The sequence below is a fragment of the Citrobacter sp. wls613 genome, from assembly GCF_005281195.1.
Classification (GTDB): domain Bacteria; phylum Pseudomonadota; class Gammaproteobacteria; order Enterobacterales; family Enterobacteriaceae; genus Citrobacter; species Citrobacter gillenii.
This window is the reverse complement of the sequence record NZ_SZXN01000056.1, coordinates 244,996-269,812: the sequence shown is the minus strand read 5'-3', so window position 1 is coordinate 269,812 and position 24,817 is coordinate 244,996. Positions and strand designations below refer to the sequence as shown.

Annotated in this window: 23 protein-coding genes; 5 read left to right on the top strand and 18 right to left on the bottom strand. The window is 54.5% G+C overall.

The window, feature by feature from the left end; genetic code table 11:
• Positions 1 to 298: 298 nt before the first annotated feature.
• The gene (locus FDX01_RS11395; protein ID WP_115257898.1) at positions 299 to 1,702 is read left to right on the top strand and encodes an MFS transporter; all 1,404 of its coding nucleotides are present in this window, start codon (positions 299 to 301) and stop codon (positions 1,700 to 1,702) included.
• Between the two features lie 7 nt (positions 1,703 to 1,709).
• Complete coding sequence (locus tag FDX01_RS11390; RefSeq protein ID WP_117343400.1) at positions 1,710 to 3,677, top strand: beta-L-arabinofuranosidase domain-containing protein; 1,968 nt, start codon at positions 1,710 to 1,712, stop codon at positions 3,675 to 3,677.
• Positions 3,678 to 3,778: 101 nt separating this feature from the next.
• Here FDX01_RS11390 and purF read toward each other — a convergent pair whose 3' ends face one another.
• The 9 genes from purF to pdxB form a co-directional block, all read right to left on the bottom strand.
• Positions 3,779 to 5,296: an amidophosphoribosyltransferase gene (purF, locus tag FDX01_RS11385; protein WP_096756346.1), complete on the bottom strand. Its 1,518-nt coding sequence runs from the start codon at positions 5,294 to 5,296 to the stop codon at positions 3,779 to 3,781.
• A 33-nt stretch (positions 5,297 to 5,329) separates the two neighbouring features.
• Positions 5,330 to 5,818, bottom strand: a complete 489-nt coding sequence (cvpA, locus tag FDX01_RS11380; protein WP_096756345.1) for a colicin V production protein — start codon at positions 5,816 to 5,818, stop codon at positions 5,330 to 5,332.
• 234 nt (positions 5,819 to 6,052) lie between these two features.
• A complete protein-coding gene (dedD, locus tag FDX01_RS11375; protein WP_115257896.1) occupies positions 6,053 to 6,724 on the bottom strand; it encodes a cell division protein DedD in 672 nt (223 codons plus the stop codon).
• Positions 6,714 to 7,982: a bifunctional tetrahydrofolate synthase/dihydrofolate synthase gene (gene folC, locus FDX01_RS11370; protein WP_137399791.1), complete on the bottom strand. Its 1,269-nt coding sequence runs from the start codon at positions 7,980 to 7,982 to the stop codon at positions 6,714 to 6,716. The genes dedD and folC overlap by 11 nt, the downstream gene beginning before the upstream one ends.
• A 188-nt stretch (positions 7,983 to 8,170) precedes the next feature.
• Positions 8,171 to 9,085, bottom strand: a complete 915-nt coding sequence (gene accD / locus FDX01_RS11365) for an acetyl-CoA carboxylase, carboxyltransferase subunit beta (protein ID WP_096756342.1) — start codon at positions 9,083 to 9,085, stop codon at positions 8,171 to 8,173.
• Positions 9,086 to 9,234: 149 nt separating this feature from the next.
• A complete protein-coding gene (locus FDX01_RS11360; protein ID WP_096756341.1) occupies positions 9,235 to 9,894 on the bottom strand; it encodes a DedA family protein in 660 nt (219 codons plus the stop codon).
• A gap of 23 nt (positions 9,895 to 9,917) precedes the next feature.
• Positions 9,918 to 10,730: a tRNA pseudouridine(38-40) synthase TruA gene (gene truA / locus FDX01_RS11355; RefSeq protein WP_096756340.1), complete on the bottom strand. Its 813-nt coding sequence runs from the start codon at positions 10,728 to 10,730 to the stop codon at positions 9,918 to 9,920.
• Entirely contained in the window at positions 10,730 to 11,743 is a 1,014-nt protein-coding gene (locus FDX01_RS11350) for an aspartate-semialdehyde dehydrogenase (protein ID WP_115257894.1), read from the bottom strand. Before FDX01_RS11350 ends, truA begins: the two co-directional genes overlap by 1 nt.
• Before the next feature lie 67 nt (positions 11,744 to 11,810).
• Positions 11,811 to 12,947, bottom strand: coding sequence for a 4-phosphoerythronate dehydrogenase PdxB (gene pdxB / locus FDX01_RS11345; protein ID WP_137399790.1), 1,137 nt, complete (start codon positions 12,945 to 12,947; stop codon positions 11,811 to 11,813).
• Between the two features lie 108 nt (positions 12,948 to 13,055).
• Here pdxB and flk point away from each other — a divergent pair, with 108 nt between their 5' ends.
• Positions 13,056 to 14,063, top strand: coding sequence for a flagella biosynthesis regulator Flk (gene flk / locus FDX01_RS11340; protein ID WP_137399852.1), 1,008 nt, complete (start codon positions 13,056 to 13,058; stop codon positions 14,061 to 14,063).
• Here the strand turns inward: flk and FDX01_RS11335 are convergent.
• Positions 14,060 to 15,238, bottom strand: coding sequence for an MFS transporter (locus FDX01_RS11335; protein ID WP_137399789.1), 1,179 nt, complete (start codon positions 15,236 to 15,238; stop codon positions 14,060 to 14,062). The two genes, flk and FDX01_RS11335, sit on opposite strands and share 4 nt — an antisense overlap.
• A 237-nt stretch (positions 15,239 to 15,475) precedes the next feature.
• Entirely contained in the window at positions 15,476 to 16,696 is a 1,221-nt protein-coding gene (gene fabB, locus FDX01_RS11330) for a beta-ketoacyl-ACP synthase I (RefSeq protein ID WP_096756333.1), read from the bottom strand.
• A 159-nt stretch (positions 16,697 to 16,855) separates the two neighbouring features.
• On the opposite strand from fabB, the gene mnmC reads away from it, so the two are divergent.
• A complete protein-coding gene (gene mnmC / locus FDX01_RS11325) occupies positions 16,856 to 18,859 on the top strand; it encodes a bifunctional tRNA (5-methylaminomethyl-2-thiouridine)(34)-methyltransferase MnmD/FAD-dependent 5-carboxymethylaminomethyl-2-thiouridine(34) oxidoreductase MnmC (protein ID WP_137399788.1) in 2,004 nt (667 codons plus the stop codon).
• 53 nt (positions 18,860 to 18,912) lie between these two features.
• Here the strand turns inward: mnmC and FDX01_RS11320 are convergent, their stop codons facing one another.
• Genes FDX01_RS11320 through prmB form a run of 6 tightly spaced genes read right to left on the bottom strand, consistent with a single transcriptional unit; the run spans position 18,913 to position 23,464 of the window.
• Positions 18,913 to 19,191, bottom strand: coding sequence for a YfcL family protein (locus FDX01_RS11320; protein WP_096756331.1), 279 nt, complete (start codon positions 19,189 to 19,191; stop codon positions 18,913 to 18,915).
• Between the two features lie 32 nt (positions 19,192 to 19,223).
• Positions 19,224 to 19,772 (bottom strand): elongation factor P hydroxylase, encoded by a 549-nt coding sequence (locus FDX01_RS11315; protein WP_115257889.1) that lies wholly within the window; start codon positions 19,770 to 19,772, stop codon positions 19,224 to 19,226.
• A complete protein-coding gene (locus tag FDX01_RS11310; RefSeq protein ID WP_096756329.1) occupies positions 19,772 to 20,581 on the bottom strand; it encodes a sulfite exporter TauE/SafE family protein in 810 nt (269 codons plus the stop codon). Before FDX01_RS11310 ends, FDX01_RS11315 begins: the two co-directional genes overlap by 1 nt.
• Positions 20,581 to 21,405 carry a penicillin-insensitive murein endopeptidase gene (gene mepA, locus FDX01_RS11305; protein WP_115257888.1) on the bottom strand — a complete coding sequence of 275 codons (825 nt, stop codon included), beginning with the start codon at positions 21,403 to 21,405 and terminating at the stop codon, positions 20,581 to 20,583. Before mepA ends, FDX01_RS11310 begins: the two co-directional genes overlap by 1 nt.
• A gap of 3 nt (positions 21,406 to 21,408) precedes the next feature.
• Entirely contained in the window at positions 21,409 to 22,494 is a 1,086-nt protein-coding gene (aroC, locus tag FDX01_RS11300) for a chorismate synthase (protein ID WP_096756327.1), read from the bottom strand.
• 37 nt (positions 22,495 to 22,531) lie between these two features.
• Positions 22,532 to 23,464, bottom strand: coding sequence for a 50S ribosomal protein L3 N(5)-glutamine methyltransferase (gene prmB / locus FDX01_RS11295; RefSeq protein ID WP_115257887.1), 933 nt, complete (start codon positions 23,462 to 23,464; stop codon positions 22,532 to 22,534).
• Positions 23,465 to 23,630: 166 nt separating this feature from the next.
• Between prmB and smrB the strand changes: the two genes are divergently transcribed.
• Positions 23,631 to 24,182 carry an endonuclease SmrB gene (smrB, locus tag FDX01_RS11290; protein WP_096756325.1) on the top strand — a complete coding sequence of 184 codons (552 nt, stop codon included), beginning with the start codon at positions 23,631 to 23,633 and terminating at the stop codon, positions 24,180 to 24,182.
• A gap of 108 nt (positions 24,183 to 24,290) precedes the next feature.
• Here smrB and sixA read toward each other — a convergent pair whose 3' ends face one another.
• Positions 24,291 to 24,776: a phosphohistidine phosphatase SixA gene (gene sixA, locus FDX01_RS11285; protein ID WP_096756324.1), complete on the bottom strand. Its 486-nt coding sequence runs from the start codon at positions 24,774 to 24,776 to the stop codon at positions 24,291 to 24,293.
• Positions 24,777 to 24,817 lie beyond the last annotated feature (41 nt).

Genomic DNA, 24,817 nt, shown 5'->3' with positions numbered 1-24,817 from the left:
GGTTCCTTAAGCGCTAAGAATACCACTAACGCGCCAATGATTAACTCTCCCTCATTTCCCTACAGAATAACTAACAGAACCACTAATGGCGCCTCCCACCGCCACTATCGTGACACCGATCACTATAAAATAATTATTTCTAGTAAAAACCAGGATCATTTTCACAGAGAAAGAAAACCGTCATATACCGAAATACCCGTACAGCCCTATGCTCAGAACCGTTACATCTTTAGTAAAAACTGTCAGAGATAAGCCGTAATGACTTTTTAAATCATCCCCCCTTGTTCGAGGATTGGTTATGACAATTGCTGATAACCTGGATTCTGATGCACAAACCGTTGATGCGGGAGAAACGCTCTCAACCCGCGAAAAGATAGGCTATGGATTAGGCGATGCTGGTGGACACTGCATCTCAGATTTAATAAGCGGCTTTTTACTTTTTTTCTACACCGACGTGTTCGGGCTTAGCCCGGCCATTGTCGGGGCAATGTTTTTTGTTCTACGCATTTTCGACGCCGTCTCTGACCCTGTGATGGGCGTGGTTGCCGACCGAACCCGCAGTCGCTGGGGGCGCTTTCGTCCGTGGCAATTATGGACAGCCGTTCCCTTGGGCATTATCGGTATCCTGACCTTTACCGTCCCGGATATCAGCCCCAACATGAAAATCGCCTGGGCATTCGGTACCTACTTCCTGCTTTCCCTGGGCTATACCGCCAACAATGTGCCCTACTGTGCGCTGATAAACGCCGTCACGAACCGCCACGATCAGGTGATGTCGTGTCAGTCCTGGCGTTTTGTATTAAGCGGTATTGCCGGCTTTCTGGTTGCGGTCGGTCTGCCGTGGATGGTGGAATTCTTTGGTCAGGGCAATCTGGCCAAAGGTTATCAATATGGCGTCACCGTACTGTGCTGCGTGGGCATGGTGATGTTTTTACTGTGCTTCTTGTGGGTGAAAGAACGCGTACCGCTGTCGCTGGTCGGCAAATTTACCCTGCGTGAGCATCTGGCCGGGCTGCGTAAAAACGATCAGTTACTGATGATGCTGGTGATGTCCTTCCTGCTGGTGAATATCCTGTGTATTCGCGGCGGCGGCTACATGTACTTTATTTCGTATGTTCTGCAGGGCAGCGCCGGGTTTATGTCGCTGTTTTTCGGTGTACTGACAGTGGCGGGCATTTTAGGCGCGATCATCGTTAATCCCCTCTCGCGGCGTTTCGATATGGTGCGCTTGTATATCTGCACCAACCTGATTCTGGTGGTATTTGGCATTGCGATGTGGTTCCTGCCAACCGGAGCTGATTACCGCATGCTGTGGCTGGGCTGCATTGCACTAAACGGCGTGATCCTCGGCTTCACCCTCCCCCTGCACTTCTCAATCATGGCCTTCGCCGACGACTACGGCGAATGGAAAAACGGCGTGCGCTCATCCGGGATGAACTTCGCTTTTAATCTGTTTTTCATCAAGCTCTCGTGGGCATCTTCCGGCGGCATTATCAGTATTCTGCTGATCATGGTGGCCTACCAGCCAGGTCTTGAAAATCAGACCGCAGCTTCTCTTCAGGGCATCACCCTATTGCAAAGCATTGTGCCGGCCATTTTCCACCTCGCACTGGCGCTGTGCCTGCTCAAATGCCGCCTCAATGGCCCGATGATGCAGCGTATTTCAACCGATCTTCACCAACGACATTCACACATTTCCTGAGGTATACATGATGCAGTCTGCTGTGATTGAAGCCGATCTCAACCGAATCACCATCACCGATCCATTTCTGGGTGAATACCAACGCTTGATTCGCGACGTGGTGATCCCGTACCAATGGGAAGCACTGAACGACACGATTCCCGAGGCAGAACCCAGCCACGCGCTGGCTAACTACCGCATCGCCGCCGGTCTGGAACACGGCGAGTTTTACGGCATGGTCTTCCAGGACAGCGATGTCACCAAATGGCTGGAAGCCGTAGCCTGGTCGCTGTGCCAGAAGCCAGATGCAGTGCTTGAAAAAACTGCCGACGAGGTGATTGAGCTGCTGGCTCAGGCGCAGTGTGACGACGGCTATCTCAACACCTGGTATACCGTAAAGGAGCCAGGCCTGCGCTGGACCAACGTCGCCGAATGCCACGAGCTCTACTGCGCCGGACACCTGTTTGAAGCGGCAGTCGCCTTCTTCAACGCCACCGGAAAACGTCGACTGCTGAACATCGCTTGTCGCTTTGCCGATCACATCGACACGGTGTTTGGTCCCAAAGAAGGCCAACTGCGCGGCTATCCTGGGCACCCGGAAATCGAGCTGGCGTTGATGCGTCTGTATGAAGTCACTCAGGAACCGCGCTACCAGGCGCTGGCCTGCTATTTCGTCGAGGAACGTGGCAAACAACCCTACTATTACGATATTGAGTTCGAAAAACGCGGCGGTACCCGACACTGGGTTGGTTGGGGCGACGCTTGGCCGGGAATGATAAAAGACAAAACATACACCCATGCGCACAAACCGCTCGCTGAACAGCATGAAGCGGTCGGTCATGCAGTGCGGTCGGTGTATCTGATGACCGGACTGGCGCACATTGCCCGTATCACCCAGGATGAAGAGAAGCGCCAAACCTGCCTGCGCATCTGGAACAATATGGTGCAGCGGCGGATGTACATCACCGGCGGTATCGGCTCGCAGGGCATCGGCGAGGCCTTTACCAGCGACTACGATTTACCGAACGACACCGCTTACGGCGAAAGCTGCGCCTCCATCGGCCTGATGATGTTCGCCCGCCGCATGCTGGAAATGGAAGGTGATGCGCACTACGCCGACGTCATGGAGCGTGCGTTTTACAATACGGTGTTGGGTGGAATGGCGCTGGACGGGAAGCACTTCTTCTACGTCAATCCGCTTGAGACGTACCCGAAAAGTATTCCACATAACCATATTTACGATCACATTAAGCCGGTGCGCCAGCGCTGGTTCGGCTGCGCCTGCTGCCCACCGAATATCGCCCGCACGCTGGTCGCCATTGGTCACTATATTTTCACCCCGCGACCGGACGCGCTGTTTATCAACTTCTACGCCGGGAGCGAAGCGCAGTTCAGCGTAAAAGACCAGACCCTGGCGCTGAACATTAGCGGTAACTATCCATGGGATGAGCGGGTCACTATTCACTTTAGCCAGCCAAAGACCGTTGAACATACCGTCGCGCTACGTCTACCGGCGTGGTGCGAAACACCGCACGTGCAGGTCAACGGAGAAACGGCACAAGGCAGAGTGATTAAGGGCTATCTGCATCTGCGTCGTCAGTGGCAGCAAGGTGACATCATTACCCTGAACCTGCCGATGACGGTCCGTCGCGTTTACGCCAACCCACTGGTGCGCCACGCTGCGGGCAAGGTCGCTATTCAGCGCGGGCCGCTGGTGTACTGTCTGGAACAGGCGGATAACGGCGCTGAGTTGCATAACCTGTCGCTGCCAAAAGCAAGCGAGCTGCGTGAAATTCAGGGCGTCGGAGTGCTGAAGGGCAAAGTGTTGCTGCAAGCTGAAGGGCTGCGCGTGTTGACCGCTGAGAGTGACAAGCCGCTGTACAGCTTTGATAACCGTCAGACAACGGTCGAAAAGCAGACCTTAACGTTTATTCCGTGGTTTAGCTGGGCCAATCGTGGCGAAGGTGAAATGCGGATTTGGGTCGACGAGGCGTAACATAAAAATGCCGGATGGCGGCTACGCCTTATCCGGCCTACAACGATGGTGGACTATAGGCCGGATAAGACGCAAAGCGTCGCCATCCGGCATGCCCTGACTTACCCTTCGTTGTGCATCTCGAGGTTTTCCGCTTCATTCTGACGCAATACCGCTTTAGCGTCATCATTGCGCAGGGAATCGAGGAAATCGAGGTACTGTTGGTCAACGTCTTTGGTGACGTACACGCCGTTGAACACGGAACATTCAAACTGCTGAATATCCGGATTCTCTGCGCGGACGGCTTCGATCAGATCGTTCAGATCCTGGAAGATAAGACCGTCAGCGCCGATGATTTGGCGGATCTCGTCAACTTCGCGGCCATGAGCGATCAGCTCCGTCGCCGTGGGCATATCAATACCATAGACGTTCGGGAAGCGTATTTCCGGTGCCGCAGAGGCCAGGTACACTTTCTTCGCCCCGGCTTCACGCGCCATCTCAATAATTTGTTCAGAGGTGGTCCCGCGCACGATGGAATCGTCTACCAACAGCACGTTCTTATCGCGGAATTCAGCACGGTTGGCATTCAGCTTACGACGCACGGATTTACGACGCAGTTGCTGACCCGGCATGATAAAGGTACGGCCGACGTAACGGTTTTTCACAAAGCCCTGACGGTACGGTTTACCGAGAATCCGGGCAATTTCCAGCGCGATATCGCACGAGGTTTCCGGAATAGGGATCACCACATCGATGTCCAGATCTTCCCACTCACGAGCAATTTTTTCGCCAAGCTTGGTGCCCATATTCACGCGGGCGCTGTAGACGGAAATCTTGTCGATGAACGAATCAGGACGCGCAAAGTAAACGTACTCAAACAGGCACGGGTTGCTGACCGGATTATCCGCACACTGACGGGTAAACAAATTGCCTTTTTCAGTGATATAGACCGCTTCACCGGGCGCAACGTCGCGCAGGAATTCAAAGCCAAGGGTATCCAGCGCCACGCTTTCAGAAGCCACCATATACTCGGTGCGGCCATCACCAATATCGCGTTTACCCAGCACCAACGGACGGATACCGTTAGGGTCGCGGAAGGCAACCATACCGTGGCCGATAATCATTGCTACACAGGCATAGGCACCACGGATCTGGCGGTTCGTCGCGGCGATCGCGGCAAAAATATTGTCCGCTTCCAGCGGGTAGTGGCGGAAGTTATCCAGCTCACTGGCGAAAATATTCAGCAGGATTTCTGAATCGGAAGTGGTGTTGATGTGGCGGCGCTTTTCTTCAAACAGCTTTTTACGCAGCTCATGGGCGTTGGTCAAGTTGCCGTTGTGGGCAAGCGTGATACCGTACGGTGAGTTGACATAAAAAGGTTGAGCTTCGGAGGCGCTGGAGCTGCCAGCTGTTGGATAACGCACATGACCGATGCCCATATTGCCCTGCAAACGCTGCATATGGCGAGCTTCAAAAATGTCGCTCACCATGCCGTTCGCTTTTCGCAAGCGGAAGCAGTTGTTGGCATCAATGGTGATGATGCCAGCGGCATCCTGGCCACGATGCTGGAGCACCGTTAACGCGTCATAAATCGACTGGTTTACCGGCATAACACCGGCGATACCGACAATACCGCACATACGTCTTTTCCTCGTTCAGCAACGACCCAAAATTTATACTTTGGGCAAGAAACTTGACGAGCTTTGCAGATAGTCAAAGAACCATCTGATGATGAAACTGAACTGCGGGATCAGCTGCGACTTACTCCAGTCTTCACTTTTCGACACACCGGTAAACGTATCGAGAAAGAACAGTATGGCGGCGACGATCAACGCTCCGCGCAAAGCACCGAAGCAGATCCCCAACACCCTGTCGGTACCCGACAGACCTGTTTTCTCCACCAGTTGGCCTATCACAAAGTTAACGATAGCGCCGACGATAAGTGTCGCGATAAACAGTATCGCGATAGCAATCCCATTTCGAACCAGTTCGTCTTCAAAGCCCGTAAACCAGACAGACAGGTAAGTGTAGTAATGGCTGGCGACAAAGAAAGCACAACCCCAAGTCACCAACGATAATGCTTCACGAACAAAGCCACGGATCAGGCTAACCAGACAGGAAAAACCAATCACCGCGATAATGGCGTAATCAATCCAGACCATATATGTCCCACGATTTTACGCCCTGTCGTCCTGTTCGGGGCGCATTCTAACAGAAAAAGAAAACGTTTGCGTAGGGATTTCCTTTCCACGCGTAAATAAAAATGGCGCTGAAAAAATCTTCAACGCCATCTAACTTTTTGCCTCTTTGGGCACTGCCGGATGGCGGTGTAAACACCTTATCCGGCCAACCTAAGCGTAGCGCCGTAGAGCGCAGCGCCATCAGGCAACGTCCCATTAATTAGGGGTATACCCCATCACGACCCCACTCAAGCCGGAGATCTTCTGCAGTTCGCCAAGCGAATTTTTCAGCTTATCTCTGGAGGCGTCAGGCCCAACGAGAATACGGGTTATTTTACCCTGTACCGGCGTGGACGGGGAAGTAAATACCCGGAAACCCGCACCGCGAAGTTTACCCACGATCTCATTGACCTTGTCCGCATTTTTCAGCGCACCCAGTTGCACAACATACGCTTTGCCGGTCGGTGCCGGCGCTTCTGCGACAACCGGTTTCGGTGCAGGTGCAGGGGCGGCCGGTGTTGGCACTGGCGTCGCAACAACAGGTTGTGGCTTCGGTTTAGGTTTAGGTTGCTCGACCGGCGCAGGAATAGGATCAAACTCCGCGCCGTTAGCCACCGGCAGGCGCGACGGATCCAACGACGGCGCGGCAGCATCGCCCGCGCGCACCTCTTCTGCTGCACCTTCCGGCGGCTGCGTCGGCAGCGCCTGCGTGGCAGCAGGCATCATATCCGGCTCATCGCGATCGCCAGGTTTAGGCACCAACGGAATGGCCGCGAACTCATCCTGATAATGTTTTTTCTGCCCGTCAAGCAGCCCAGGAAGCACAATCACCCCGAGCGCAACCAGCACAATTGTGCCGACTAATCGATTCTGAAACTTACTCGCCACCGCTTCTCCCCACGTCTATCACTTCCATGACATGTGCGACAGTGTGAAACGATCCACACACCAACACGGTATCTTCTGGTTTTGCATCTGCCAACGCCGCACGCCATGCCTGCGCCACGCTATCATAGGCTTCACCTGTTCCCAGATGTTCCAGCAGTTGTTCTGCCGTCGCGCCTCGCGGCCCTTCCAGGGGTGCACAATACCACGCATTTACCACGCTTTTCAGCCAGGCCAGCGTACCGGCAATGTCTTTATCATGTAGCATACCGATAACCGCAAGCACGCGCCCGTTTTTCACTAACTTTTTCAGACGCCCGGTCAGATATTCTGCTGCATGAGGGTTATGTGCGACATCAAAAATAACGCGCGGCGATTCACTCACAATCTGGAAACGCCCTGGTAAAATGGCCTGCTCAATCCCCTCACGAATCGCTTGCTCGCTAACATCAAGTCCGCTTGCCCGTAGCGCAGCCAACGCCGTGGCGGCATTAGGTTGCGGCACCTGAGGTAACGGAAGATGCGTCAGCGTACCGTGACTGTCGGTAAAGGACCAGTCGCTTTCCGTCACCACATAGCGCCAGTCAACGCCACAGCGCTGCAAAATAGCCCCGGTCTCTTGTGCCACATCGGCAATGGTGTAAGGCATTTCCGGTTCACCGACAATGGCCGGTTTTTCAGCGCGGAAGATCCCGGCCTTCTCACGACCAATGCTTTCGCGATCCGGCCCCAGCCAGTCAGTATGGTCAAGTGCAATACTGGTGACTACGGCGACATCAGCATCAACGATATTGGTAGCATCAAGGCGCCCGCCCAGGCCGACTTCCAGAATCACCACATCAAGCTTAGCCTGCTTAAACAACCACAGCGCCGACAGCGTACCGTATTCAAAATAGCTCAGCGAAATATCACCGCGTGCGGCTTCAATCTCGGCAAACGAGGCAGTATGGGCAGATTCCGCGAGTTCACGCCCCTGCACGCGAACACGTTCCGTGTAGCGCACCAGATGAGGAGAACTGTATACCCCGACTTTATATCCCGCCGCGGTCAGTACGGATTCCAGCGTACGGCAGGTTGTACCCTTACCGTTGGTGCCTGCCACCGTGAAAACAAACGGCGCGGGTTTCAGCACACCCAGATTTCGTGCAACCTGGCTGACGCGCTCGAGGCCGAGATCGATGGTTTTACTGTGCAGGTTTTCCAGATAAGAAAGCCACGACGCCAGGGGCGACGCGGCTTGGGGAATACGTTTATTGTCCATGATGCCTGTCAATTCGTCACGTTAATAAAAGCAAAAGGGCAGCGCCAACCGGCCTGCCCTTTTCTACTCGTCGTCTTTCACGTTGCAGGCGCGTTGGCTGTGCTCGCTCCCCCGAATCACTTAGCGGTGTAAGCTCATCGGGAATCACTCACCGTCTTCCTGCGACGCGAAATCCATAGAGTCCGTTATCAGGCCTCTGATTCCTGATCGGGTACCGGAGGTACCACTACGCCTTCAGTCGGCTCATCCGGATTCGGCGCCGGAAGATTCATCAGCTTCGCCAGAACGCTCGCCAGTTTCAGGCGCATTTCCGGACGGCGGACGATCATATCGATAGCGCCTTTTTCAATCAGGAATTCACTGCGCTGGAATCCCGGCGGCAGTTTTTCACGTACGGTTTGCTCGATAACACGTGGACCGGCAAAGCCAATCAGTGCTTTCGGTTCAGCAATGTTGAGGTCGCCCAGCATCGCGAAACTTGCGGAAACACCGCCCATGGTTGGGTCAGTCAGTACAGAGATATACGGTAAACCGCGTTCCTGCATTTTTGCCAGCGCCGCAGAGGTTTTAGCCATCTGCATCAGCGACATCAGCGCTTCCTGCATGCGCGCCCCGCCGGAAGCGGAGAAGCAGATCAGCGGACAATTGTCTTCCAGCGCCTGCTCAACGGCACGAACAAAACGTGCGCCAACCACAGAACCCATGGAGCCGCCCATAAACGCGAACTCGAATGCGGCTGCAACGACCGGCATACCGTGAAGCGTGCCTTTCATTACTACCAGCGCATCTTTTTCACCGGTTTCTTTCTGCGCAGAAGCCAGTCTGTCTTTATACTTCTTGGAGTCACGAAACTTCAGCAGGTCTTTCGGCTCAAGCTCGCTACCCAACTCCACAAGAGAACCTTCATCTAACAGGCTATGCAGGCGATTGCGCGCCGACATGCGCATATGATGGTCACACTTCGGACAGACCTCAAGATTACGTTCCAGCTCAGCACGGTATAATACCTGACCGCAGCTATCACACTTGGTCCACACCCCTTCAGGAATGCTTGCCTTGCGGGTGGGAGTAATATTGCTTTTAATTCGTTCAATCCAGCTCATTGGTGACCTTTCTGCCTGAACCTTAGTCAGCTTTGTTATAAGGGGCGCATAATGCCATTTTTGCCCCCAACAGACCATGAATGTTGCACATTAAAACATAACAGCCCGAAACTTTGGACAAAAAAGTGGTCGAACCGCTGAGTTACTTTCTATTTTTGCGCCCTTGATGCTGCGCGTTTGTGACGAATCACTTCGATAACACCAGGCAATACGGAGAGGACGATAATCGCCACAATCAATAATTTCAGGTTTTCCTGCACCACCGGCAGATCGCCAAACAGATAGCCTGCGTAGGTGAACAGTAATACCCACAGCAGCGCGCCCGCTACGTTAAACAGTGCAAAATGACGGTAGGACATGTGTCCCATACCGGCAACAAACGGTGCAAATGTGCGTACGATAGGGACAAAACGCGCCAGAATAATGGTTTTACCGCCATGACGCTCATAGAACGCGTGGGTTTTATCCAGATAGCTGCGACGGAAAATTTTCGAGTTCGGATTGCTGAACAGCCTTTCGCCGAACACCCGACCGATAGTGTAGTTCACCGCATCGCCCACGATTGCCGCCACGATCATTAACGCCACCATCAGATGGACATTTAAATCATTAGTGGGCAATGCAGAAAGCGCGCCTGCGACAAACAGCAGCGAATCTCCCGGCAGGAACGGCGTAACCACCAGTCCGGTTTCACAGAACAGGATCAGAAACAGAATGGCATATACCCAGACACCGTATTCTGCGACCAACTCCGCCAGGTGCACATCAATGTGCAGGATAAAATCAATAAGAAAGTAAATCAGTTCCATAGTATGCCTTTATACGACTCAAATTAGTCCGCCAGAAATAGCGGGCCCATCGGCGGTTTTGGCAGGTCAAACCGGTCGGGGTAATCTACCGCCACCAGATACAAACCTTCCGCTTTCGCCGTTGCCGCTGCCAGCGTTCTGTCCTTCGCCGCTAACAGTTCTGCTATCCAGCTCTCCGGCTGGTTGTGGGCACCTACTTCCATCAGGCTGCCAACAATATTCCTGACCATATGATGTACAAAGGCATTCGCTTTAATATCTACCACCACATAAGGACCATGACGCGTCACGTTAATGTGCATCACGTTACGCCACGGTGTGCGCGACTGGCACTGCACTGCCCGAAACGAGGTGAAATCATTCTCCCCAATCAGGCATTGGGCCGCGCGATGCATACGTTCAGCATCCAGCGGCTCATAGTAATGCGTCACGCCTTTACCCAGAACTGCTGGGCGCAACCGATGATTGTAGATGATATAACGGTAGCGGCGCGCCGTGGCGCTAAACCGCGCATGAAAATCATCCGGTACAGCTTTCACCCAACGCACGGCAATGTCACCAGGTAAATTCGCATTTACCCCCAGCGTCCATGCCGCATCTTTACGTTGCGCGGTGGTCTCAAAGTGCACCACCTGGCCCGTACCATGAACGCCAGCATCGGTACGCCCGGCACAAAATACCGTGATGCGTTCATTGGCGACCTGCGAAAGTGCTTTTTCCAGCTTTTCCTGAACGCTGCGAACTTCGTTCTGGCGCTGCCAGCCATAATATTTGCTGCCATCATACTCAATACCCAGCGCAATTTTATGGACGGGCAGCTGTTGCAGGTCAGACATTAGTACATATACTCCTGCACCAGTTTTTCAGCGATTTTCACCGCCATCAACGCGCCGCCAAAGCGTACGTTGTCTGCTACAGACCAAAACTGTACCTGTTCTGGCATACCGTAATCATTGTGCACGCAGCCTACCGAAAGATGTGGGCTACCCGACGCATCGCTGACCTGGGTTGGGAAATCGGTCGCTTCCGACAGCACAATGTCCTCACCGCGCTCAAACGCATCGCGCGCTTCTTCTGCTGCCAGCGGACGTAATGCTTCAAAGCTCACCATTTGCGCATGACCGTAGAACACCGGCGACTGTACGATGCTGGCGGAGATCATCAGCCCCTCGTCCTGCATGATTTTACGCACTTCATCAACGATACGACGCTCTTCACGCACACTGCCTTCGCGGTCTGGCAGCAACGGCAGCATGTTGAACGCCAGTTGACGGCCAAAGAAATCGTCGTCATCAATCGGAATACCGTTGAGCAGTTTCGCACTTTGCCCGGCCAGCGCATCTACCGCTTTTTTGCCATGAGCGGAAGCTGAGATAATATTGGTCACCGTAATACGCGAAAGGCCACCGTCGTCAATCAACGGTTTCAATGCAGACAACAGTTGGCTGGTCAGGCTGCCAGGGACCGCAATCACGTTGCGGTTGCGGTAATCTGCCAGTACGAACGGGTTCACGTCCGGTACCACCAGCGGGACGTCCGGCTCAAGCGCAAACAAACCGCTGCTGTCAATCACCAGGCAACCCGCATTGGTGGCTTCTTCTACCCATGCTGCGGTGGCTTCCACGCCCGCAACAAAAAAGGCCAGCTGCGCTTGAGTCCAGTCAAAGTCAGCGACGTCCTGGACAATGATTGATTTACCGTTAAAACGCAGGTGCTCACCCGCGCTTTCATTACGAGCCAGCGCATAGATCTCACCGACCGGGAACTGGCGTTCCGCCAGCGTGTCGAGCAGGGCTTCGCCTACGGCGCCCGTTGCGCCCAGAATGGCAATATTCCAGCCTTCAGACATGGTGATTTACTCCAGAAATACGTAAGCGTCCCTGTCGTATTATTCGACAGGGAGCATTAAGAAGACATTAATGTGCCGGGTGATGAACGGCGTTAAAACCCAGCTTACACAACAAGGTAGCGGCAGCGACGTCGTCACACATGACGTACAAAGACGACCATTCACGGCGCTCAAGGTAATTTTTACGCAGTTTATCAAACTCACCCGGAATTCCAGCGACTTTACGCAGCGGCGCATCGTCGCGGCGCACATCATACACTAAATGCACCAGCCTTTTCAGCGTTGGCTGATCCAACGGGCCATGCAACGTGATGCGTCCAAATTCCGGGGCAGGTAACAGGGTGCTCAGTGCAACATGCTGTTCGCGGCCAATAAACTTGCTATAGGCCTCAAAGACCTGCGTGGTTCCCCGAGCCTTCCCTTCAAGGGTGTATCCTGCAATATGCGCCGTACCGATATCCGCTTTCTCGAGCAACGCGACATTCAGGTCCGGCTCGCCCTCCCAGACATCCAACACCACGCTCAGATGTTGCCCGGCATTAAGGCGGGACAGCAACGCGGTATTGTCGATGACCGGCCCACGGCAGGCGTTAATCAGGATGGTGCCCGGCTTCAGTCGGCCAATTAGTGCTTCATCAGCCAAATGCAGAGTCTTGTACGGACCGTCTTTAAACAGCGGCGTATGGAAAGTCAGTACATCGGCGTGCTCAACCAGTTCGTTCAGCGAGCGGAAATCGCCCTCGTCTCCCCGGTCAGCACGCGGCGGATCGCAAAGTAACGTGCGGATCCCTAATGCTTCCAGTCGCGCCTGCAAACGCGCACCCACATTGCCGACACCAACAATACCCACGGTGCGATCGGCTAACGCAAAACCATCGCGCTCCGCCAGCATCAGCAGTGCTGAAAAGACATACTCGACAACCGCAATCGCATTGCAACCGGGCGCGGCAGAGAAGCCAATCTCAGACTGTGCAAGCCAAGCTTCATCCACATGGTCAGTGCCCGCAGTTGCCGTCCCGACAAACTTAACCGGTTTTCCGCCAAGCAGTGCTTCATTGACCTTCGTCACCGAGCGCACCATTAAGGCGTCCGCATCATCCAGTTCTGCGACGGGAATCGGACGACCGGGAACCGCTTTTACCTCCCCCAAACGACTGAACAGTTCGCGGGCATAGGGCATATTTTCATCAACGAGGATTTTCACGTCTTTCGCACCTGTTTGAGAACGAGAGTTAACCGGGCAAGTGTGCCATAATCTCGCCGCCAGGCATACTGCGAGACCTGGCTAGCACAGTTTTAAGGAACAGAGATGATGCAGCCCATTTCAGGTACGCCCGCGCGCCCTCCCGGTGAAGGCCAAAACGCCCCTTCCGTTACGGGCGAACAACCGTTATCCACGCAACAACGTACCGTGCTGGAACGACTGATTACCCGTCTGATTTCACTTACCCAACAGCAGAGCGCTGAGGTGTGGGCCGGAATGAAGCACGATCTGGGCGTCAAAAGTGATACGCCGTTACAGTCACGTCACTTTCCTGCTGCAGAACAAAACCTGACCCAACGACTTGGGGTTGCTCAACAAAAGCATGTCAATCGTCAGGTGCTGGCGCAGCTTACGGAACTACTGAGTCAGGGGAATAATCGTCAGGCAGTAAGCGATTTTATCCGTCAACAGTACGGACAAACGGCCCTCAGTCAACTCACGCCCGATCAGTTGAAAAATGTGCTGACGCTATTGCAGCAGGGGCAGCTTTCTATTCCGCAGCCGCAGCAACGCCCGGCAACCGCTCGCCCTCTGCTACCCGCCGAGCACAACACGCTGAATCAACTGGTTACAAAAGTAGCGGCCGCTACAGGAGAATCCGGCAAGCTGATCTGGCAGTCGATGCTGGAACTGTCTGGGGTAAAAAGCGGTGAGCTGATCCCGGCAAAACAGTTTACGCACCTGGTCACCTGGCTACAGGCGCGCCAGACGCTGAGCCTGCAAAATGCCCCGACGTTGCAAACGTTGCAGGCGGTGCTCAAGCAACCGTTAGAGCCAAATGAACTTGTGGCCATCAAGGACTACGCGCAGCAAACGTATCAGATCCAACCGCAAACGATTCTGACCACCGTGCAGATACAGGATTTGCTCAACCAAATCTTCCTGCGCCGCGTTGAGCGTGACCGGGAGCAAGAATTAAGCGATCCGCGCCACCTCCAGCCGATTTACAGCCCGTTCACGCCAGTGATTGAAACCGTTAAATCACTGTCGGCGCGACCGGGACTGCTATTTGCGGCGCTACTGGTTGTGTTAGCTATATTCTGGCTCGTCGTTTAGTTTTTGCGCAACGTCAGCAGCGTCACAACAATCCCCACCACCGCGGAAATCGCCCCGGCAAGGAATACCGAGGAATAGCCGTACGCGGTGGCCAGAACGCCCGCGACAGGACCGCTTACGCCGTAGGAGATATCCTGAAATGCGGCGTAACCACCGAGTGCAGTACCGCGTACCTGTGCAGGAACGCGCTTCACCACCTCCACGCCCAGCGCCGGGAAGATCAGCGAGCATCCGGCCCCGGTTAATGCTGCACCCAGCAGCGCAATCCAGGCCGTTGGCGCCTGCCAGAGCAGCAGCAGCCCCACGGTTTCAACCAACAAAGAAACCACCGCCACCTTCACGCCGCCAAACCGATCCGGCATCCAGCCAAATAGAATGCGCATGAGCACAAACGCACCGCCGAACGCGGTCAGGGTAAAACCTGCCATCGTCCAGCCGTTGCTGACAAAATAGAGCGAAATAAACGTGCCGATCACCGCAAACCCCACGCCCTGCAGCGCTAACCCCAGCCCCGGTTTCCAGATAAGCCCAACCACGCTCCATAGCGAAGGACGTTCCCCCGCATGGGCGGGCACTTTACGCACGGTGCCGTTGAATGCCCATGCCAGCAGCGGCAATGCCATGGTGGTCGCCGCCAGCGCTGCAAAGCCAAAATGGCTGTGGATCAGCAGACCCAACGGCGCACCGGCCGCCAGGGCGCCGTAAATCGCCATCCCATTCCACGACATCACCTTGCCGGAACGCGTTGGCCCAACCAGCCCCAATCCCCAGGTCAGGGTGCCGGTCAACAACTGACTTTCACCAAAGCCGAGGATCAGACGTCCGACAATCAACAACGCAAACTTTACTGGAACGGAAACGGGTAAAAGTGCCGCTAATAGCCACGCGACTCCCGCCAGTGCACAGGCCAACATCCCCTGCAGCGCCGAACGTTTGGCACCGTATTGATCGGCTAAGCGCCCGGCGTAGCCACGTGTTAAGACCGTTGCCAGAAACTGGATGCCCACGGCAATGCCGACCATGGTGTTGCCATAGCCTAGCTCCTGGTGCACAAACAGTGGGATGACGGGTAAAGGTAGCCCGACCGTCATATAGGTCAGGAAAACGGCAAAAGCGATACGAAACAGCGACACATTCGCCGACGGTGTTTTTTCTTGTTGGGTTACTGCTGTCATGCGTTACTCCAGAATGCAGAGTAAGGCGAGGAATGCCCACGCCCCCCTCTACCTGACGATCAGGATTAAGGTGCGTTGGATAACGTTAAACGCTTACGCATTATCATGAGGATAATGTTGAACCTGGAGTCTGCCTGTAAACCAGATTAATTGTCAACGATATAAAAAAGGGGAGCCAGGCGGCTCCCCTTACTGTATAGCATGGACCGGATAACAAATCCGGCCTGTTCTGATCTCTTACGCTTTCAGCTTACGCATAACCAGCGTGGCATTCGTGCCGCCAAAACCGAAGCTGTTGGACATAACGGTCGTCAGCGCTTTTTCAGTCGGTTCGGTCACGATGTTCAGACCCGCCGCCTGCTCGTCCATCTCTTCGATGTTGATGCTTGGTGCGATAAAGCCGTGTTCCAGCATCAGCAGGGAGTAGATAGCTTCCTGCACGCCAGCCGCGCCCAGAGAGTGACCAGTCATCGCTTTGGTTGCGGAGATCGCCGGGCTGTTGTCGCCGAAGACTTCACGGATAGCGCCCAGTTCTTTCACGTCGCCTACCGGAGTAGAGGTACCGTGGGAGTTCAGGTAGTCGATTGGCGTATCTACGCCGTTCATCGCCATCTGCATGCAACGCACTGCGCCTTCACCTGATGGAGCCACCATGTCTGCGCCATCGGACGTTGCGCCGTAGCCAACGATTTCAGCATAGATATGCGCGCCACGTGCCAGAGCGTGTTCCAGCTCTTCAACCACAACCATACCGCCGCCGCCTGCGATAACGAAACCGTCACGGTTCGCATCATAAGTACGGGATGCTTTTTCCGGGCAGTCGTTATATTTGGTAGACAGTGCGCCCATGGCGTCGAACTCACAGGCCATTTCCCAGCACAGCTCTTCGCCGCCGCCAGCAAAAACGATATCCTGTTTGCCCAACTGAATCTGCTCAACCGCATTACCGATACAGTGCGAAGATGTCGCACAGGCGGAGCTGATGGAGTAGTTCACACCGTGGATTTTAAACGGGGTTGCGAGGCAGGCAGACACACCTGAGCCCATCGCTTTTGTGACCACATACGGGCCAACCGCTTTCAGGCCACGCGGGCTACGCATTGCGTCAGCGCCGAACACCTGAAAACGTGGGGAGCCGCCGCCGGAACCTGCAATCAGGCCAACGCGCGGGTTATTCTGGTAAACTTCTGCAGAGAGGCCGGCGTCAGCCACTGCCTGCTCCATAGAAAGGAATGCATAGATGGATGCGTCGCTCATAAAGCGCACAACTTTACGGTCAATGAGTCCAGTGGTATCCAGTTTTACGTTGCCCCAAACGTGGCTACGCATGCCGGAGTCCTTCAGCTCCTGAGAGAAAGTGATCCCTGAACGTCCTTCACGCAGAGATGCCAGGACTTCCTGCTGGTTATTACCGATGCTGGAAACGATGCCCAAGCCAGTAATCACTGCACGTTTCATTCAATACCTCTGTAAGTCGCACTATTTTAAAGTTTCGAGTGGCACAATAGCGTACACTTGTACGCCGAACAAGTCCGATCAGCCATTTTATGTGGAAATTTGCGCACTCAGGCACTCATCGTTAAGATCGAGACACAGCAAGCCAGACGAGTAACTTACGTGAAACAATACGCGATACAACCTGCCAACCTCGAATTCAACGCTGAGGGTACACCTGTTTCCCGAGATTTTGACGATGTCTATTTTTCTAACGATAACGGGCTGGAAGAGACGCGTTATGTCTTTCTCGGCGGCAATCATCTCGCGGACCGATTTCCCACCCATTCACGCCAGTTATTCATAGTGGCGGAAAGTGGTTTTGGCACTGGGCTAAACTTCCTCACCCTCTGGCAGGCATTTACGACTTTTCGCACTGCGCACCCTGACGCAACCCTGAAAAGATTACATTTCATCAGTTTTGAAAAATTTCCGCTGACGCGTGACGACCTGAAGTTGGCCCATCAGCATTGGCCGGAACTGGCTCCGTGGGCTGAGCCATTACAGGCTCAGTGGCCGCTACCGTTAGCAGGTTGTCATCGACTGCTGTTGGATGAAGGTCGGGTTACGCTGGATTTGTGGTTCGGCGATATTAACGACCTCACCAGTAAGTTGGATGAATCCCTGAACCAGCAGGTCGACGCCTGGTTCCTTGACGGTTTCGCTCCGGCAAAAAATCCCGATATGTGGACGCCAACGCTGTTTAACGCCATGGCCCGGCTGGCCCGTCCGGGCGGCACGCTGGCAACCTTCACCTCCGCAGGTTTTGTCCGGCGGGGCTTGCAGGACGCCGGTTTTACAATGCAGAAATGCAAAGGCTTTGGGCGCAAACGTGAAATGCTGTGCGGCGTGATGGAACAACACCTCACGTTCCCGTCACCCGCACCGTGGTTCTCACGCGCCAGCACGGAAAAACGGGAAGCGGCTATTATCGGGGGCGGTATTGCCAGCGCACTGCTGTCGCTGGCTCTTTTACGTCGTGGCTGGCAGGTAACGCTGTATTGCGCTGACGATAATCCTGCACAGGGCGCATCCGGTAATCGTCAGGGCGCACTTTACCCTTTACTCAGTAAACATGACGCCGCCATTAATCTCTTTTTCCCCACCGCATTTACCTTTGCCCGACGTCTGTATGACGCCCTGCCGGTGGATTTTGCCCACGACTGGTGCGGCGTAACGCAACTTGGTTGGGATGAAAAAAGCCAACAGAAAATTACCCAAATGCTGTCGCTTGCCTTACCCGACGACCTCGCGCTGGCCGTTGATGCTGAGCAGGTTCTGCAAACAACCGGCGTCGCAACCAACTGCGGCGGGATTCAGTATCCTGGCGGAGGATGGCTGTGTCCAGCGCAGCTCACCGCCGCCGTACTGGATTACGCCACGAGGCTGGGATTACGCACCCATTACCAACATACACTGGCATCACTTGTACAGCAGGAAAACAGCTGGCAGCTTCAGTTTGCCACTGGCGAAACCGTCGAACACGAGGTAGTGGTGCTGGCGAATGGTCATCGCATAAATCGCTTTGATCAGACCCAACCGTTACCGGTTTATTCTGTCGGCGGTCAGGTGAGCCATATCCCCACCACGCCTGCACTGTCGGTCCTACATCAGGTGTTGTGTTACGACGGCTACCTCACGCCGCAAAATCCGGCCAATCAGCATCATTGCATCGGTGCGAGCTATCGTCGTGGTGAGGAAGAGACAACGTATCGCGAGGAGGATCAGCAGCAAAACCGCCAGCGTTTACTCGACTGCTTCCCGCATACCGCATGGGTAAAAGAGGTGGATGTCAGTGGGCAATCGGCACGCTGTGGCGTTCGCTGCGCCACCCGCGATCACTTACCGATGGTCGGCAATGTGCCGGACTATGAGGCAACGCTCAGTCAGTACGCCAATCTGTCAGAACACAAAGAGACCGCTGCGCGCGCACCGGTTTACCGTGACGTCTTTTTGCTGGGCGCGCTGGGCTCGCGCGGACTGTGTTCCGCCCCGCTGTGTGCAGAGATCCTGGCCGCGCAAATGAGTAATGAACCCATCCCAATGGATGCAGAAACCCTTGCCGCGTTAAATCCGAACCGTTTATGGGTGAGAAAATTAGTGAAGGGAAAAGCGGTAAAATCCTGAGGTCATCATTGCGGGCCGCATGAGTCGTTAACGGCATCCGGCCCGCAAGGCAATTATTGTTGTGTCGCCTTCTGGAACAACGTGTCCCACATCTCTTTTACTAACGCCTGGTCACGCGGCGAAAGTTCGCCCGCGCTGATGGCTTTTTCCAGGCTGCTGGTAACATTGGCGTACAGTGCCTCAGCGGAATGGTCGTCGCCGCCGTCCAGTTCTGCCACAGCCAGCGTCAAGTGTCCACGCAAGTACCCACTGGCAAACAGCTCATCATCGCTGGCGTGTTCTACCATATCGTCGATTAGTACCAGAATGCGTGATTCAAACTCCGCGATCATCTTCTTTCCTCATTGTAAACGTGGCAGCCGCTTCAGTTGAGCGCTTCGGGCCACGGGAATTGTTCCGCCTTAAGTTCAGGCGTGTGATAATAATTCTGTAACGCACGAATAAAACGCGCCGGACGTTCAGGAATGCCGTTTTCCAGATACGCCATCACCTGAGCATGAACACGCCGCTGGAACACCACGCGATCCGGTTCAAAGTCCCCTTCCAGGTTGTCGCAGCTAACGTTAAACGGATAGCCCGCCGCCATGCAGAACAGCCAGTCAAATGCCTGGGGCTTCACTTCCACGTCTTCAAACTGACATTGTGTTTTAGCGTCACGCCCGTCCGGGCAGTACCAGTAACCAAAGTCGACCAGTTCACGGCGCGCTTTACCGGCAATGCACCAGTGTGAAATTTCATGTAGTGCACTGGCGTAGTAGCCATGGGCAAAAACGATCCGGTGATACGGCAATTCTGTATCTGCAGGAAGGTAGATCGGTTCGTCATCGCCTTTAATCAGACGGGTATTAAATTCATCGGCAAAGCAGCCGTTAAAAATATCAATTAACTGTTCATAGTGATGGGTCGTATTCATTAGTTCATCCCCAGCCAGTGGAGAATCTCCTGTCCATGATTATCATAAAGTAGCTTGGCGCTCATCACTGCGGAGACAATGACGATCATTGGCCGAATCAGTTTTTGTCCTTTGCTGAGGACCAGTCTCGACCCCATTCGTGCGCCAATAAATTGGCCGATGAGCATCACAAAACCGGTGGCCCAAATCACTTTGCCACCCAGCGCGAACAGCAGCAGCCCGCCGATATTCGAGGTGGCATTCAAGACTTTGGCGTGCGCCGTGGATTTCGCCAGGTTGTAACCGCACAGCATGACAAAGGCCAGCGCGTAAAACGATCCGGCTGCCGGGCCAAAAAAGCCATCGTAAAAACCGACGCAGCCCCCGGCGACCAGCGCAAAAGGCAGGCCGTACAGCCGACGCTGTCGGTCTTCTTCACCCAGCTTAGGCATTAACAGAAAGTAGAGACCGATACAGATAACCAGAATCGGCAGGATCTGGCGCAAAATGTCCGACTGCACATGCTGGACAAGCAGCGCGCCGCTCATTGAGCCGATGAAGGTCATGGCGATATTAAGCTTCTGGTCGGCCAGGTTCACCACGCCACGGCGGATAAAATAGAGCGAAGCGGAGATGGACCCACCGCAGGCTTGCAGTTTATTCGTTGCCAGCGCCTGAGCTGGCGGCATGCCTGCTGCCATCAGCGCAGGAATGGTGAGTAAGCCGCCGCCACCCGCCAGGGAATCAATAAATCCCGCCAGAATGGCCACAAAAAAAAGAACGCCCAACAGCAGCGGAGACACCATAAACAGATCGGCAAAATTATCCATTAAAGTACATGCTCATCCAGTAGCGCCTGGCAGGAAGGCGGCAACGGAGGCGGTGTCTTCTTCTCAGGCTTAGTGGTTCCCGGTTTAGGAGGTTCGAACCAGCTTTGCAGCTCCGCGCCACAGCCATCACCCGGTGGAGGTAACGGTTGATCTTCGCACTCAAGACTGTCGGCAGGACAACGTAACCGGACATGCATATGTGCACGGTGTTGGAACCATGGCCGCACTTTACGTAACCAGTCCCTGTCGCTCCCTGCATCCAGACAAAGTTGCTGTTTAATTGCCGGATTCACGAAAATACGCGTTACATCATTATCTTTTGCCGCCAGCCTGATCAGACTGAAAATCTCCGGCTTCCACAGTGACGGTACGACACGTTTGCCATCCTGAGCGACCAGATCCAGCGCCTGTGGTCGCAGCAGTTGCGACTGCGTCCAGCGCGTCTTTGGCAGTTGCAGGAAAATATCGACATCCAGCCCCGTCTGGTGGCTGGCGTGTCCGCCGTTGAAACGTCCACCGGCCGGCATACCCATATCGCCGATTAACACCGTCCCCAGTCCCAGATTATTGGCCTGGGTACTCAGACGCTGGATGAACGTCACCAGGTCAGGATGACCAAAATAGCGACGTTGATCGGTGCGCATCACCTGATAGTGTTCGGACTGTACGGGCAGCGTATCTGCCCCCACAATGCAGCCATTGGAAAACGCGCCGATAGACTGCGCGCTACCTGCCACCGGGTGGGTAATTTTCTGCCAGGGCGTCGCCGCCAGGCAGGCCGAACTGGCAAACAGTGCCAGCGCCGCAAGTGCCGTTTTTTTCATTTCTTACCAGCGTGGAATGTCAGTCTTTACATCCGCATTCTGCGCCCGCTGACGCAGCAGGTGATCCATCAGCACAATCGCCAGCATGGCTTCTGCGATCGGCACCGCGCGGATCCCAACGCACGGATCGTGACGTCCTTTGGTTATCATCTCGACTTCTTCGCCAAAGCGGTTAATAGTGCGCCCGGGAACGGTAATACTGGAAGTCGGTTTCAGCGCCATATGTGCAACAATTTGTTGCCCGCTGCTGATGCCCCCCAGAATGCCGCCAGCATGGTTACTCTGGAAACCCTCTTTGGTGATTTCATCACGGTTCTGACTACCGCGCAACGCAACAACGTCGAAGCCGTCGCCAATCTCCACGCCTTTCACCGCATTAATGCTCATCAACGCATGGGCGATGTCAGCATCCAGACGGTCAAAAACAGGTTCGCCGAGACCGGCCGGTACACCGCTTGCAACCACGGTCACTTTTGCACCGATGGAGTCACCCTCTTTCTTGAGTGCACGCATCAGTTCATCCAGCGCGGTGATTTTGTCCGGATCCGGGCAAAAGAACGGGTTTTGTTCGACCTGAGACCAGTCTTTAATTTCCAGCGGTATATTGCCCATTTGGGTCAGGCATCCGCGGATTTCGACGCCGAATTTTTCCGCCAGGTATTTTTTGGCAATCGCCCCGGCCGCCACGCGCATTGCCGTTTCGCGCGCGGACGAACGCCCGCCGCCACGGTAGTCACGCACGCCGTATTTCTGCTCGTAGGTGTAGTCGGCATGGCCTGGACGAAAAACATCCTTAATGGCGCCGTAATCCTGCGAACGCTGATCGGTATTTTCAATCAACAGGCCAATACTGGTGCCGGTGGTGACGCCGTCAAACACGCCGGAAAGGATTTTCACCTGATCCGGCTCGCGACGCTGCGTGGTGTAACGCGAGGTTCCCGGACGACGTCTGTCGAGATCGTGCTGCAGATCAGCTTCTGTCAGCGGAATACCCGGCGGAACACCATCAACGATACAGCCGAGCGCCAGCCCGTGTGATTCACCGAAGGTCGTTACGCGAAAGAGTTGTCCAATTGTGTTTCCTGCCATCACCGCTCCGTTATCGTTGTTGTGTGTGCGCGTGTCGTTAATCTTTATAGATGCTGAAATGTTCGCGAGCGGCAATCAGCTGCGCTTTGGTCAGCATGAATACGCCATCACCGCCGTTGTCGAATTCCAGCCACGTAAACGGCACGTCCGGATATTGTTCCATCAGATGTACCATGCTGTTACCGACTTCACAAATCAGAATACCGTTGTCTGACAGGTAGTCCGGCGCATTGCCAAGAATGCGACGGGTCAGCTTCAGCCCATCACTTCCGGACGCCAGGCCCAGCTCAGGTTCGTGGCGATACTCATTCGGCAGATCGGACATATCTTCCGCATCCACATACGGCGGGTTGGTCACAATCAGGTCATACTGTACTTTCAGCAGGTCACGGAACAGATCGGAGCGGATCGGCGTCACGTGATTGATCAGACCATGCTCTTCAATATTGTGCTCGGTCACCGCCAGGGCGTCAGTGGAAATATCCACCGCGTCCACTTCGGCTTCCGGGAAGGCATACGCGCAGGCAATAGCAATACAGCCGCTGCCGGTACACATATCGAGAATGTGCTGCGGCTGCTCGCTGATAAGACCGGCAAAGCGATTATTGATCAGCTCGGCAATCGGTGAGCGCGGCACCAGCACGCGTTCATCAACATAGAATTCGTGACCGCAGAACCAGGCTTTGTTGGTCAGGTAGGCAACCGGGATACGCTCGTTAACGCGGCGAATTACGCGCTCAACAATACGGTGGCGTTCGCTGGAGGTCAGGCGCGCAGTGCGCATATCTTCAGGAATATCCAGCGGCAGGTAGAGTGACGGCAGCACCAGTTGTACCGCCTCATCCCATGGGTTATCCGTCCCGTGACCATACCAGATATTCGCCGCGCTAAAACGGCTGACCGCCCAACGCAACATGTCCTGAATGGTATGCAGTTCACTCACTGCTTCATCAACGAAAATTTTATCCACGTATTCCTCCAGGGCATGCTCGTATTAAATTCGGCGGCTAGTTTGCCACGAAGACGGCGATAAATCAGCATTCACGCCGAGCCTGAGCGCGAAAATTGCGTTTTAAGCGATCGGATGCCCATCGAGTCGGGTTAAACTAACGGAAAATAAAAGATGAGACGCTCAAATGAAAAAGAAAACATCGCTCAGCGAGGAGGATCAGACGCTGTTTCGCCAGTTGATGACCGGCACTCGTCAAATTAAGCAGGACACGATTGTCCATCGACCGCCGCGTAAAAAAATCACCGAGGTGCCGGTTAAAAGGCTGTTGCAGGAACAGGCTGATGCCAGCCACTATTTCTCTGATGAGTTTCAGCCGCTGTTGAATACAGAGGGTCCGGTCAGATATCTGCGGGCCGACGTCAGCCACTTTGAACTGAAGAAAATGCGCCGTGGTGACTACTCCCCGGAACTGTTTCTTGATTTACACGGGCTGACGCAACAGCAGGCTAAACAGGAACTCGGGGCGCTGATTGCCGCCTGTCGTCGTGAACACGTCTTCTGCGCCTGCGTCATGCACGGCCACGGAAAGCACGTTCTGAAACAGCAAACGCCGCTTTGGCTGGCGCAACATCCGCACGTGATGGCTTTTCATCAGGCGCCTAAAGAGTACGGCGGCGACGCCGCGCTGCTGGTACTGATTGAAGTGGAAGAGTGGTTACCGCCCGAACTTCCCTGAGAACGGAAAACAGAAAGAGCCGCAGTTGCGGCTCTTTTTATTGCAGGCTCATGTCAAAGACGTTTTACCGGATGGCTGCGCTCGCGCTTGATCCGGCCAACGAAACGACTATATCGCTTTCGCCATCTTCAGATTACACGGGCTCATCTGCCAGTTGAAAACGCCCTTTCCGCTCTCATCAAGCGTGACGCTGGCAATCGCAGATGTGGTAAACATCGGCGGCGTTTCACCCGGACACAGCTCGGACACCAGATATCCCACCAAAGGCAGGTGAGAAATGACCAGCGCCGTAGCGACACCTTCATTGGCCAGTGCCTGTAAATAGGCGCTGACCAGACCGACATCGCCGCAGGGAGTCAGCTCCGGCAAAACATCCACACCGGTTGGCAGGTTCATACATTCCCCGACCACATCCAACGTTTGTTCGGCTCGCAGGAACGGGCTCACCAGAACACGTTCGATATCCACTTTTTGACCTTTCAGCCAGTTCGCCATCAGGCGAGATTCGTCACAACCGCAGGAGGTTAAGGGACGAACCGAATCACTGGCGGCATCGAGGGCCGCGTCGCCGTGACGCATGATAAAAACTTGCATATTGCACCGCTTTTGTTAACCAGAAACACCAACACCTTTAG